11 protein-coding genes and 1 pseudogene are annotated in these 12201 nt (G+C 52.8%); 5 read left to right on the top strand and 7 right to left on the bottom strand.

Annotated elements, in window-relative coordinates; all coding sequences use genetic code 11:
- Positions 1 to 106, bottom strand: a pseudogene (locus ACRCWW_RS15750) (IS5/IS1182 family transposase); the annotation flags it as partial.
- A gap of 638 nt (positions 107 to 744) precedes the next feature.
- On the opposite strand from ACRCWW_RS15750, the gene blc reads away from it, so the two are divergent.
- Entirely contained in the window at positions 745 to 1281 is a 537-nt protein-coding gene (blc, locus tag ACRCWW_RS15745; RefSeq protein ID WP_438683243.1) for an outer membrane lipoprotein Blc, read from the top strand.
- Positions 1282 to 1575: 294 nt separating this feature from the next.
- The gene (locus ACRCWW_RS15740; protein ID WP_438683242.1) at positions 1576 to 3042 is read left to right on the top strand and encodes a catalase; all 1467 of its coding nucleotides are present in this window, start codon (positions 1576 to 1578) and stop codon (positions 3040 to 3042) included.
- A 133-nt stretch (positions 3043 to 3175) separates the two neighbouring features.
- Here ACRCWW_RS15740 and parE read toward each other — a convergent pair whose 3' ends face one another.
- From parE to nudF, 5 genes are read right to left on the bottom strand one after another with little or no spacing between them, the layout of a single operon-like run.
- The gene (gene parE / locus ACRCWW_RS15735) at positions 3176 to 5071 is read right to left on the bottom strand and encodes a DNA topoisomerase IV subunit B (RefSeq protein ID WP_438683241.1); all 1896 of its coding nucleotides are present in this window, start codon (positions 5069 to 5071) and stop codon (positions 3176 to 3178) included.
- Positions 5072 to 5098: 27 nt separating this feature from the next.
- Positions 5099 to 5674, bottom strand: a complete 576-nt coding sequence (yqiA, locus tag ACRCWW_RS15730) for an esterase YqiA (protein ID WP_438683240.1) — start codon at positions 5672 to 5674, stop codon at positions 5099 to 5101.
- A complete protein-coding gene (gene cpdA, locus ACRCWW_RS15725) occupies positions 5674 to 6501 on the bottom strand; it encodes a 3',5'-cyclic-AMP phosphodiesterase (protein WP_438683239.1) in 828 nt (275 codons plus the stop codon). Before cpdA ends, yqiA begins: the two co-directional genes overlap by 1 nt.
- A 24-nt stretch (positions 6502 to 6525) precedes the next feature.
- A complete protein-coding gene (locus ACRCWW_RS15720) occupies positions 6526 to 6948 on the bottom strand; it encodes a DUF1249 family protein (RefSeq protein WP_438683238.1) in 423 nt (140 codons plus the stop codon).
- The gene (gene nudF, locus ACRCWW_RS15715; RefSeq protein WP_438683237.1) at positions 6945 to 7577 is read right to left on the bottom strand and encodes an ADP-ribose diphosphatase; all 633 of its coding nucleotides are present in this window, start codon (positions 7575 to 7577) and stop codon (positions 6945 to 6947) included. The genes ACRCWW_RS15720 and nudF overlap by 4 nt, the downstream gene beginning before the upstream one ends.
- 201 nt (positions 7578 to 7778) lie before the next feature.
- Here nudF and tolC point away from each other — a divergent pair, with 201 nt between their 5' ends.
- The 3 genes from tolC to ACRCWW_RS15700 all read left to right on the top strand — a co-directional run bounded on the left by tolC (position 7779) and on the right by ACRCWW_RS15700 (position 11254).
- Entirely contained in the window at positions 7779 to 9251 is a 1473-nt protein-coding gene (gene tolC / locus ACRCWW_RS15710) for an outer membrane channel protein TolC (protein ID WP_438683236.1), read from the top strand.
- Positions 9252 to 9422: 171 nt separating this feature from the next.
- The gene (locus ACRCWW_RS15705; RefSeq protein ID WP_438683235.1) at positions 9423 to 10088 is read left to right on the top strand and encodes a DUF1190 family protein; all 666 of its coding nucleotides are present in this window, start codon (positions 9423 to 9425) and stop codon (positions 10086 to 10088) included.
- A gap of 5 nt (positions 10089 to 10093) precedes the next feature.
- Positions 10094 to 11254 carry a glutathionylspermidine synthase family protein gene (locus tag ACRCWW_RS15700; protein ID WP_438683234.1) on the top strand — a complete coding sequence of 387 codons (1161 nt, stop codon included), beginning with the start codon at positions 10094 to 10096 and terminating at the stop codon, positions 11252 to 11254.
- 93 nt (positions 11255 to 11347) lie between these two features.
- On the opposite strand, the gene ygiD is transcribed toward ACRCWW_RS15700, so the two are convergent.
- A complete protein-coding gene (gene ygiD / locus ACRCWW_RS15695) occupies positions 11348 to 12136 on the bottom strand; it encodes a 4,5-DOPA dioxygenase extradiol (protein ID WP_438683233.1) in 789 nt (262 codons plus the stop codon).
- Positions 12137 to 12201 lie beyond the last annotated feature (65 nt).

The following is a 12201-nucleotide window of genomic DNA, read 5'->3' as shown; positions in this document are numbered from 1 at the left end:
GGTTGATGAGAGCTTTGTTGTAGGTGGGCCAGTTGGTAATTTTGAACTTTTGCTTTGCCACGGAACGGTCTTCGTTATCGGGAGGATGCGTGATCTGATCCTTCAACTCAGCAAAAGTTCGATTTATTCAACAAAGCCTTTGCCAGCTTGTGTGCGACCTTTGGCGGTCGTCAACGCGACTTATAATGTTTGATAACGCAGGAGGTTACTATGCGCTCATTACTCCTTTTCTTTTTAGGTGTACCCATTCCGATCATTATTCTGATTGCCTTGTTTGTCCATTGATCGGTACAACAGGCATAGCGCTTTAAAATAAATCGCTAACCTTACTTAACCTGAATACCGGTAAAGGTATTCAGGTTTTTTCGCCACCCCTTATCTCCCCTTTTACGTGTGGGAAACAGAAGATGAAACCGTTTCTTTAGATAAAAAATGCCATTCGGACAGAACCGCAACGTCGAGACTAACAAGGAAGAAGAGCAAAACATAACGCCGAAGCGTTATCATCCTGAAGTCTTGCAGTCTGGTACACCGCGTTCTGTTGGGTAAGACGTTCAGCCATCTGTAAATAGAGATCTTGCAACCTGCGAGGGATGTGACCGTTTGTGATACTCAGGAGTGAAAAGCAAGTGAGGATGCCCGCAAGGCGCTGACGATTGTTGAAGAATCTGATTCGTTTTCCCCGCCACGAAATTTATCGATTTGCCTCTACACTTATATCAGGCTGACAGAAAGGAGATCGTGATGAAATTATGGCATGCGGTTACAGGGCTTACCGTTGCGTTAACGCTTGTTGCCTGTAAATCACCTACGCCACCAAAAGGTGTAAAACCCGTAGACAATTTCGAAGCCGAAAATTATCTGGGGAAATGGTATGAAATCGCTCGCCTCGATTATTATTTTGAACGCGGGCTCGATAATGTTACGGCTGAATACGCATTAAAAAAAGATGGCACGATACGGGTTGTGAATCGGGGATATGATCCAGAAAAAATGAAGTGGAAAGAAAGTGAAGGGAAAGCCGTATTTGTCGAGGCGAAAAACGTCGCTGCGCTCAAAGTCTCTTTCTTTGGCCCATTTTACGCTGGATATAATGTGATCGCAGTCGACAATGATTACAAATATGCGCTGGTGAGTGGTCAGAATCGGGAGTATCTTTGGATATTATCCCGAACGCCAGATATTCCGGTAAGTGTAAAAATTAAATACCTTGAGATTGCCAAAGCATACGGTTTCCCAATAAATAAACTCATTTGGGTTAAACACGATCGTAGCAGGTAACCGTTTGTAAAGACCTGCATTTTACAGGCCTCTCATTATTTCCATTTGTACTTATTGCTGTCTTCCCAGCTTTTCCTTTTTAACGCCGATTAATTTTGGGGTGCATGACGCTTAAAATGAATTTTTAGGATTGTTCTTTAGCAGAATGTGGTTTGTCGGACTGTTAATTTCACGCTGTTTTTTTATTAAGGTTACTTGGGGCAATAATTTCATCGCGGTTCTTTCATTGCGAATGCTGTAGGTGAACTAAGCTGATGCTGTATCACACCGATAAGAAACCCTGAGGAGCCTTTGATGAGCAAGCATACCGATAAGCACACGACTAACGACGCTGGGATCCCGGTTGCCAGCGATGAGCACTCTCTCACCGTCGGAGCCGATGGCCCTATTCTGCTTCACGATCATTACCTTATTGAGCAAATGGCGGCCTTCAACCGGGAGCGCATTCCTGAACGCCAGCCTCATGCCAAAGGCAGCGGCGCTTTTGGGCATTTTGATGTTACAGAAGATGTCAGCCAGTACACGCGAGCCAGTGTATTCCAGCCGGGTGAGAAAACGGAGGTGGTGGTTCGCTTCTCAACGGTGGCGGGCGAGCGCGGCAGCCCTGATACCTGGCGCGACCCACGCGGATTCGCCATTAAGTTTTACACCAAAGAAGGCAACTTTGATTTGGTAGGGAACAACACGCCGGTATTCTTTGTCAGGGATCCCATGAAGTTTCAACATTTCATCCGTTCGCAAAAGCGTCGCGCTGATAACAATCTTCGCGATCATGATATGCAGTGGGATTTCTGGACATTATCGCCGGAGTCAGCGCATCAGGTTACCTACCTGATGGGTGACAGGGGGATCCCCAAAAGCTGGCGTCATATGAACGGCTACTCCAGCCATACCTATATGTGGGTAAACGCCGAGGGAGAAAAGTTCTGGGTCAAATACCATTTTGAGTCCGATCAGGGCGTTGATTTCCTCACGCAGGATGAAGCTGACAAGCTGGCCGGACAGGACGGCGACTATCACGTCCGCGACCTGTTTAGCGCCATCAAAAAAGGGGATTTCCCAAGCTGGACCCTGTACATGCAGATCATGCCAATGGCAGAGGCAGAACACTACCGCTTCAATCCCTTCGACTTAACCAAGGTCTGGCCTCATGGAGATTACCCCTTGATTAAAGTGGGCAAACTCACGCTCGACCGCAATCCAACAGACAATCACGCGCAAATTGAACAGGCCGCCTTTGAGCCTAACAACCTAGTGCCCGGCACCGGTCTGAGCCCTGACAAAATGCTGATTGGTCGTATTTTTGCCTACGCGGATGCTCACCGGGCGCGTTTGGGCGTGAACTACAAGCAGATCCCGGTGAATGCCCCTCATTCCCCCGTCAACAGCTACAGTAAAGATGGCGCTATGCGCATCACACCTGTCAGCGACCCGGTTTATGCGCCTAATTCGAAAAGGGGACCGTCGGCCGAAGGTAACACGCTTCCGGAAGATTCAACCTGGCCTGTTCAGGGAGAAATGGTTCGCGCCGCTTACACGCTTCGTAAGGATGATGATGACTTTGGGCAGGCAAATACGCTAGTCAATAAGGTCATGGACGAGGCCGCGCGTGAAAGGCTTGTCGATAATGTTGCCGGACACCTTCTCAATGGCGTTGAAGAGCCGGTTCTTTCACGAGCATTCGACTACTGGACACAGATCGATGCCGGTATTGGGGCTCGCATTAAACAAAAAGTGATGAGTAAAAAATCCGCATCCTGAAGCTTCTGTTAAGCGCCTTCGGGCGCTTTTCACATTGCCGCCGCTCCCGCCAGGCATGGCTTATTGAGGATGGACCCCTACTCGTTGGATGCCCAACTTTCGGAGTTCACTTCAGTATCTCTTTTGAACCCGATCAGGCTTCCAGATCCGCCATATCGCCTTTTTCCTGTAGCCAGTTACGGCGGTCTTCAGAACGTTTCTTGGCAAGCAGCATGTCCATCACTGCGTCCGTCTGCTGGTCTGCCTCATCATCGATAAACAGCTGAACCAGGCGGCGGGTATTCGGATCGAGCGTCGTTTCACGCAGCTGCAGCGGGTTCATTTCGCCCAGACCTTTAAAGCGCTGCACGTTCGGTTTGCCTTTCTTACGCTTGAGCTGATCCAGCACGCCTTCTTTTTCCTGCTCGTCGAGTGCGTAATAAACCTCTTTGCCGAGATCGATACGGTACAGCGGCGGCATGGCGACGTAGACGTGTCCGGCTTTCACCACGTGACGGAAATGTTTGACGAACAGGGCGCACAGCAGCGTGGCGATGTGCAGACCATCGGAGTCCGCATCCGCGAGGATACAGATTTTGCCGTAACGGAGCTGACTCAGATCGTCGCTGTCCGGATCGATACCGATCGCCACGGAGATATCGTGCACTTCCTGCGAGGCCAGCACTTCGTCAGAAGAGACTTCCCAGGTGTTCAGGATCTTCCCTTTCAGCGGCATGATCGCCTGATATTCACGATCGCGCGCCTGTTTGGCGGAGCCGCCCGCCGAGTCCCCTTCCACCAGGAAAAGTTCAGTGCGGTTGAGATCCTGCGCGGTGCAGTCTGCCAGTTTACCTGGCAGTGCCGGGCCACTAGTCAGCTTCTTACGCACCACTTTCTTGGCGGCGCGTAAACGGCGCTGAGCGCTGGAAATGGCCATTTCGGCGAGCATTTCTGCGGCCTGCACGTTCTGGTTCAGCCACAGGCTGAAGGCGTCTTTTACCACACCAGAAACGAACGCCGCGCACTGGCGCGAAGAGAGACGTTCTTTGGTCTGCCCGGCAAACTGCGGATCCTGCATTTTCACCGACAGCACGTAGGCACAGCGATCCCAGATGTCTTCCGCCGACAGCTTCACACCACGCGGCAAAATGTTGCGGTATTCGCAGAACTCACGCATCGCATCAAGCAAGCCCTGACGCAGGCCGTTGACGTGGGTGCCGCCCTGCATGGTTGGGATCAGGTTGACGTAGCTTTCCGTCAGCAGCTCCCCGCCTTCCGGCAGCCACAGCAGCGCCCAGTCTACCGCTTCGGTATCACCGGCAAAGCTGCCGACAAACGGTTTTTCTGGCAGCAACGGCAGGCCGTTGACGGCTTCGCACAGATAGTCATTCAGACCGTCCGCGTAGCACCAGGTTTGCTCGCTGTTATTGACCTTGTCTTTAAAGACGATTTCTACGCCCGGGCACAAAACAGCTTTGGCTTTCAGCAGGTGTGTCAGGCGTGAAACGGAGAAACGCGGACTGTCGAAGAAGCTTTCATCAGGCCAGAAGTGAACGCTGGTGCCGGTGTTGCGTTTACCGACGGTGCCGGTGACGTGTAAATCTTCCACCTTGTCGCCGTTTTCAAACGCCATGGTGTAAATCTGGCCGTCGCGACGCACGTTAACTTCCACGCGTTTTGACAAGGCGTTAACGACCGAAATCCCCACGCCGTGCAAGCCGCCGGAGAACTGGTAGTTTTTGTTGGAGAATTTACCGCCCGCATGCAGCCGACAGAGGATCAGCTCTATGGCCGGGACGCCCTCTTCCGGGTGAATGTCCACAGGCATGCCGCGCCCGTCGTCGATAACTTCCAGCGACTGGTCGGCATGTAAGATAACTTCCACGCGTTTAGCATGGCCTGCCAGCGCCTCATCCACACTGTTATCAATCACTTCCTGACCTAAGTGGTTAGGACGTGTGGTATCGGTGTACATCCCCGGGCGGCGGCGAACTGGCTCAAGCCCGGTGAGTACCTCAATGGCATCAGCATTATAAGAAGATTGCGTCATGGTATGTTCACGAATTGTACGGGCTGTTTAACGCAGCCCTAAGAAATTGATAATCTGTGTGAAATGATCTTCAAAGCCGATAAATGCGTGATTACCGCCTTCCTCGACCGTCTGGCGGCAGGAGGCGAAGTAGTCCACAGCCTGGCGGTAATCAAGCACTTCATCACCCGTCTGTTGCAATAACCAGATAAGATCCGGCGCTTCGAGCGGGTCGATTTGCATCACTTTCAGATCGTAAATATGGCGTGACTCTAGCACATATTGCTGCCCGGTGTAGGGATTCTCGTTATGCCCGAGGTAGCCTGTTAGTAGCTCAAACGGACGCACCGCAGGGTTGACAACCACGGCTGGCAGCATAAAGCATTGTGACAGCCAGGTGGCGTAATAACCCCCCAGCGATGACCCCACAATCCCCAGCGGTTCGCCGCCGTGTTGCAGGACCAGTTTCTCCAGCAGCTCTGCAGCTTCCGCCGGAAATGCCGGAAGCTGCGGAATGACCATCTCGATGCCGGGATGGTGTTCCGCAAGCCACGTTTTCATAGCCGTGGCCTTTGCGGAACGCGGCGAGCTGTTAAATCCGTGGAGATAAAGAAGCGTAGACATCAGTATCCTTCTGAAGCGGTATCCGGGCGGAACTGCGAGCCATCAAGGCGACACACCTCGGTGGTCAAGGTGCCATCAGCATGCAGTTCCAGCCAGCGCCAACCTGGCGCAATAGTATCTAGCGTAAAGTTCGCACAGTGTGGTTTAAACTGAACGCAGGTAGACGGGGTCGCCATCATTCGACGGCCATTCCAGTCGACATCCATCTCCTGATGGATATGACCGCAAAGCAGATTTTTCACCCGCGGGAAACGCATCAGCACACGATCCAGCGCCCCAGCGTTACGCAAGCTGTGTTGATCCAGCCAGCTGCATCCCGCCGGAAGAGGATGATGATGCAACAGTAACAGCGTGTTGCGCTCCGGAGACTCTGCCAGCCTTTGTTCCAGCCAGTCGAGCTGAAAGTCGCTTAGCTCGCCGTGGGGGACACCAAACACCTGGCTGTCGAGCATCAGAATTTGCCAGTGCTCACCGGCAATAACCTGTTTGGCTGGCGAAATGCCTGCATCCTGTAATGCGCTGTACATCGCAGGCTGGAAATCGTGGTTGCCGGGCAACCAGACGCAGGGCGCAGCGAAGCCCGCGATGCCTTCAGCAAAATGCTGATAAGCCGCGGACGAATGATCCTGTGCTAAATCCCCTGTGGCGACAACGAGATCGCACTCACGTTGCGAGGCGCGGATGGCCGCCAGAACTGCCTGATAGCTTTCCCAGGTGTTCACCCCTAACAACGTTTCATGTTTTTCAGCAAACAGGTGAGTATCAGTAATTTGTAAGACTCTGACCCTGGCCCCACCAGCCAGTGAGAGATTTAACAGGCTTTCCAAATGGTGTCCTTAGGTTTCACGACGCTAACAAACCGGAATCGCCATCGCTCCATGTGCTAAACAGTACCTCAGCCAGTCGGCTAAAAACTGGTTAATTTGATGCTTTTCGTCGCGTTGATGCAACTTTTTATTCGGGTAATCATACCGTGCTTTAAAGCGAAAGATCTGCTGGCTCGAACACACTTCAGCGACCATCGCATCGTGGTAAAGCCGCACCGACATTGACGGCAGGCTCCAGTAGCTGATGGCCGGAACCGTCTGCTCAATCTCCACCAGGGTAGTGTAGCGGGTCGATTCGCTTATCGTTAACCGGTATTGTGCGTTGGCCACCTGATAGCTCACTGTTTCGCCGGGTGCGTCAGTGCGAGGCAACAGGCGGCGTAGCTGCGCAAAGTTGGTTTCGCACAGCCGCATCATTTCAGGGAAGTCAGGTGTATAGCGCTTCATTTTATCCACTCGTTTCGTAATGCCTGATAATGCAATTGCAGCCATTGCAGGGCGATGACAGAGGCTGCGTTATCGATTTTCCCCTCTTCTACCCATTGATAAGCCTGTTCTCTGCTTACCACGTGAACCCGAATGTCTTCGAGTTCTTCAGCCAGACCGTGAATGCCGTGTGCGGTCGTGGCGTCCACTTCACCCACCAGAATGGTTAAGCGCTCGCTGGTGCCACCCGGGCTTGCCAGATAGCTCAGCATGTTTTTGACTCGTCCAACGTTGAGCCCGGCCTCTTCAACCGCTTCCCGGCGAGCCACATCTTCCGGGCTTTCGCCCTCTTCTATCATCCCGGCGACCATTTCCAGCAACCACGGGCTTTCGCTTGAGTCATACGCCGCGATGCGAATCTGTTCAACCAGCACCACTTCATCACGCACTGGGTCAAAGGGTAGCAAGACTGCGGCATGCCCGCGCTCAAAAATTTCACGACGCACTTCACCGCTCATTTCACCGTTAAACAAACGGTGACGAAAACGGTACAGATCTATCGAAAAAAAACCGCTATAAAGCGTTTCACGTGCAATAATTTCTACATCATTTTTGGCGTAGGTTACGCCAGACGAGTTCTTCCTGGTCATCATCGTTTTCCTGATGTTTGGGTGATGAAATTAGGGATTTCGGGTCAGTTTGACTACTGTTTTAGTTATGCTGTGGTAGATTGGTGCAAATTAACGCCAGATGGCACGTTACGCCAACTTTTTACGCGGTCGGACTCTGGTACAATCGACGAATCTTTTTGAATTAGATCAGCGCTAAATGCTTCACAACAAGGAATGCAAATGAAGAAATTGCTCCCCATCCTTATCGGCTTGAGCCTCGCAGGGTTCAGTGCTGTGAGCCAGGCGGAAAACCTGTTGCAGGTTTATCAGCAGGCACGTTTGAGTAACCCGGACCTGCGTAAGTCCGCCGCCGATCGTGATGCTGCATTCGAGAAAATTAACGAAGCACGCAGTCCATTGCTGCCACAGCTCGGCTTAGGTGCAGATTATACCTACACTAACGGCTATAAAGATCAGAATGGTGTGAATTCTAACGCCACCAGCGCCGCGCTGACCTTAACGCAGACTATTTTCGATATGTCGAAATGGCGCGCCCTGACGCTGCAGGAAAAAACCGCCGGCATCCAGGACGTCAGCTATCAGACCGATCAGCAGACGCTGATCCTGAATACCGCTACCGCGTACTTCAACGTGCTGAACGCCATCGACTCGCTTTCCTTCACCGAAGCGCAGAAACAGGCTGTTTACCGTCAACTGGATCAAACCACTCAGCGCTTTAATGTGGGCCTGGTGGCCATCACCGACGTACAAAACGCCCGTTCACAGTACGACACCGTGCTGGCGAATGAAGTCACTGCCCGTAACAACCTCGATAACGCCGTTGAGCAACTGCGTCAGATTACCGGCAACTTCTACCCGCAACTGGCTTCGCTGAACGTCGGCACCTTTAAAACTGACAAACCGCAAGCGGTAAACTCACTGCTGAAAGAAGCAGAAAATCGTAACCTGGCATTGTTGCAGGCTCGTCTGAGCCAGGATCTGGCACGTGAGCAGATCCGTTATGCGGAAACCGGCCACATGCCAACCGTCGGCCTGACCGCCTCTACTGGCGTTACCGACACCAAGTATGACGGCAGCAACGCAACCAGCAGCCAATATACTGACCGCAACATCGGGCAGAATCAGATTGGCCTGAACTTCAGCCTGCCGCTGTACAGCGGTGGTTCTGTTACCTCTCAGGTGAAACAAGCTCAGTACAACTTTGTTGGCGCAAGCGAACAGCTGGAAAGTGCGCACCGCAGCGTCGTTCAGACCGTGCGTTCTTCCTTTAATAACATCAACGCCTCTATCAGCAGCATCAACGCTTATAAACAAGCGGTTGTGTCTGCGCAGAGCTCTTTGGATGCGTCTGAAGCCGGTTACCAGGTCGGTACCCGTACTATCGTTGATGTGTTGGATGCGACTTCAACGCTGTATCAGGCAAAACAGAGCCTCTCTAACGCTCGCTACAGCTATCTGATCAACCAGCTGAACATCAAGTCAGCGCTGGGCACTCTGAACGAGAACGATCTGATGGCTCTCAACGGTGCGCTTGGAAAAGAAGTGCCAACCTCACCTGAAACTGTTGCGCCAGAAAACGCGCAGCAGGACGCAAGTGCTGATGGCTACAACAGTACCCCTGCGGCACAGCCAGCGTCTGCACGTACCCCTTCCGGCACCAGCAGCAAAGGCTCCAACCCGTTCAAAAACTGATTCGGGCTTATCCGGCGGCACTGTCCGCCGGATATCTCTTCCCGCTCCATTTGCATTGACGCTGTAAACGTAAGGCAACGTAAAGATCTCCCCCTCCTGCCTCACGTCGCTTCAATTTCAACCACTCATCCACTATTCTGAGCGCTACCACTGGGTCCAGGATGAAAAACAATGAAACGGACAAAATCCATTAATCACGCTTCGTTCCGCAAGAACTGGGGCGCACGCCATTTGACGCCGGTTGCACTGGCTGTGACCGCCGTTTTTATGCTCGCGGGCTGTGAAAAAACCGATGAAACGGTGTCGATGTATCAAAACGCCGACGACTGCTCCAGCGCAAACCCAGGCAAAAGTGCCGAATGTACTGCCTCCTACAATAACGCGCTGAAAGAAGCTGAGCGCACAGCTCCAAAATACGCCAGCCGTGAAGACTGCGTCGCAGAATTCGGTGAAGGCCAGTGCCAGCAGGCACCAGCTCAGGCAGGCATGGCCCCTGAAAACCAGGCGCAAGCGCAAAACGGCGGCGGTAGCTTCTGGATGCCGCTGATGGCGGGCTACATGATGGGCCGCATGATGAGCGGTGGTATGCAGCAGCAGCCGTTGTTCAGCTCGAAGAATCCGGCAAGCCCGGCTTACGGGCAGTACACCGATGCCAGCGGCAAAGGGTATGGCGCAGCCCAGCCTGGCCGTACCATGAACGTACCGAAAACCGCGATGGCACCTAAACCTGCTACCACCAGCACCGTCACCCGCGGCGGTTTTGGTGAGTCAGTGGCTAAGCAATCCACCATGCAGCGCAGCACTTCTGGTACCTCTTCTCGTTCCATGGGCGGCTAACAACCATGGAAAGAGTCAGTATTGTTGAGCGCCCTGACTGGCGCGAAAAAGCAACAGAGTATGGCTTCAACTTCCACACCATGTACGGCGAACCGTACTGGTGTGAAGATGCCTACTACCAGCTCACGCTTGCTCAGGTTGATAAGCTCGAAGAGGTCACAGCAGAGCTGCATCAGATGTGCCTCAAAGTGGTGGAACGTGTGGTCGCCAGCGATGAGCTGATGGCCAAATTCCGTATTCCAAAGCACACATGGGGCTTTGTACGTCAGTCATGGGCCAGCCATCAGCCTTCGCTCTACTCCCGTCTCGACCTGGCGTGGGATGGTAAAGGTGAACCTAAGCTGCTGGAAAATAATGCCGATACGCCAACGTCACTGTATGAAGCGGCCTTCTTCCAGTGGATTTGGCTTGAAGATCAGCAAAATGCGGGCCAGCTTCCGGCCAACAGCGACCAGTTCAACAGCCTGCAGGAAAAACTGATCGAGCGTTTTGCCGAGCTGCGCGAACAGCACGGTTTCAACCTGCTGCACTTTGCCTGCTGTCGGGACACCGTGGAAGATCGTGGTACTGTGCAATATCTGCAGGACTGCGCCAATGAAGCAGGTGTCGCCAGCGAGTTCCTCTATATGGAAGACATCGGGCTAGGCGAAAAAGGTCAGTTCACCGATTTGCAGGATCAGGTTATCAGTAATCTGTTCAAGCTCTATCCGTGGGAGTACATGCTGCGTGAAATGTTCTCCACCAAACTGGAAGACGCTGGCGTACGCTGGCTGGAACCCGCGTGGAAAAGCATCATCTCCAACAAAGCGCTGTTGCCGATGCTGTGGGAAATGTTCCCGGATCACCACAATCTGCTGCCGGCTTATTTTGCCGAAGACAGCTATCCGGAAATGGAAAAGTACGTGATGAAGCCGATCTTCTCTCGCGAAGGCGCTAACGTCTCAATTGTTGAGAACGGAAAAGTGCTGGAAGCCGTGGAAGGGCCATACGGCGAAGAAGGGATGATCGTCCAGCAGTTCTGCGAACTGCCGAAGTTTGGCGACAGCTATACGCTGATCGGCAGCTGGCTTATCAATGATCAACCCGCCGGGATCGGGATTCGCGAAGACCGCGCGCTGATCACGCAGGATCTGTCACGCTTTTATCCGCATGTTTTTGTGGAGTGATATTTCAAGACTGCCCGGCGGCACGTTGTTTGCCGGGCCTACGGAATGATTTTGTAGGCCCGGTAAGCGCAGCGTCACCGGGCAATTTAACGATTAGCCCACCAGAACCGACAACATACTCAAACTGCCCATTTCAATGCCGTCAGTCGGCAGCGTAATCGGCTCTTCGCCATCCCATGCGCCCAGTGCATACAGCAGTGGGAGATAATGATCGGCCGTTGGGTTGGAGAGCGAACCGCCTTCGTGATCAAGGTAATTCACTAACGGATGCTCTTCCGCCGGGCCTTGCCACGTCAGGTTGTCTTTCACAAATTCATTGAACGATGTCGCCCACGGGTACGGCGTGTTTTCACCATGCCAGCGTGCGGTACGCAGGTTATGGACTACGTTGCCACTTGCCACCAGCATAATGCCTTCATCACGCAGGGCCGCCAGCTTGCGTCCCATTTCGAGATGCCAGACGGCGGGTTTTGTGCTGTCGATACTGAGTTGAACCATCGGAATGTCGGCATTCGGATACATCTTGATCAGCACGCCCCATGAGCCATGGTCAAAACCCCACGCCTCTTTATCCAACGCCACAGGTACTGGTGCAAGCAGCTCAACCAGCCGCTGTGCCAGTTCAGGAGACCCTGGTGCCGGGTAATGCGTATCGTAAAGCGCCTGCGGGAAACCACCGAAGTCATGAATCGTTTTCGGGGCTTCCATCGCCGTCACGCCAGTCCCGCGAGTAAACCAGTGCGCGGAAATCGCGACAATCGCTTTAGGGCGCGGCAGTGTTTCTCCCAACGTCTGCCAGGCACGAGTGTACACGTTATCTTCCAGCACGTTCATCGGGCTACCGTGACCTAAAAACAGTGCTGGCATACGGGAAGAAGACATAATGATATCCTTACAGGAACAGTCAATTTGATGGTTCTACATTACGTGTTTTCTGTCAGGGATGA

Source organism: Scandinavium sp., assembly GCF_051650185.1.
GTDB lineage: Bacteria > Pseudomonadota > Gammaproteobacteria > Enterobacterales > Enterobacteriaceae > Scandinavium.
Note: the sequence above shows the minus strand (reverse complement) of the source record. Positions and strands in the feature narration are given on the sequence as shown.

What these genes read in the sequence shown, in the direction of transcription:
- blc (WP_438683243.1), top strand. Translation starts at nt 745, where the DNA reads ATGAAATTATGGCATGCGGTTACAGGGCTTACCGTTGCGTTAACGCTT.
- ACRCWW_RS15740 (WP_438683242.1), top strand. Translation starts at nt 1,576, where the DNA reads ATGAGCAAGCATACCGATAAGCACACGACTAACGACGCTGGGATCCCG.
- parE (WP_438683241.1), bottom strand. Translation starts at nt 5,071, where the DNA reads ATGACGCAATCTTCTTATAATGCTGATGCCATTGAGGTACTCACCGGG.
- yqiA (WP_438683240.1), bottom strand. Translation starts at nt 5,674, where the DNA reads ATGTCTACGCTTCTTTATCTCCACGGATTTAACAGCTCGCCGCGTTCC.
- ACRCWW_RS15720 (WP_438683238.1), bottom strand. Translation starts at nt 6,948, where the DNA reads ATGAAGCGCTATACACCTGACTTCCCTGAAATGATGCGGCTGTGCGAA.
- nudF (WP_438683237.1), bottom strand. Translation starts at nt 7,577, where the DNA reads ATGACCAGGAAGAACTCGTCTGGCGTAACCTACGCCAAAAATGATGTA.
- tolC (WP_438683236.1), top strand. Translation starts at nt 7,779, where the DNA reads ATGAAGAAATTGCTCCCCATCCTTATCGGCTTGAGCCTCGCAGGGTTC.
- ACRCWW_RS15705 (WP_438683235.1), top strand. Translation starts at nt 9,423, where the DNA reads ATGAAACGGACAAAATCCATTAATCACGCTTCGTTCCGCAAGAACTGG.
- ACRCWW_RS15700 (WP_438683234.1), top strand. Translation starts at nt 10,094, where the DNA reads ATGGAAAGAGTCAGTATTGTTGAGCGCCCTGACTGGCGCGAAAAAGCA.
- ygiD (WP_438683233.1), bottom strand. Translation starts at nt 12,136, where the DNA reads ATGTCTTCTTCCCGTATGCCAGCACTGTTTTTAGGTCACGGTAGCCCG.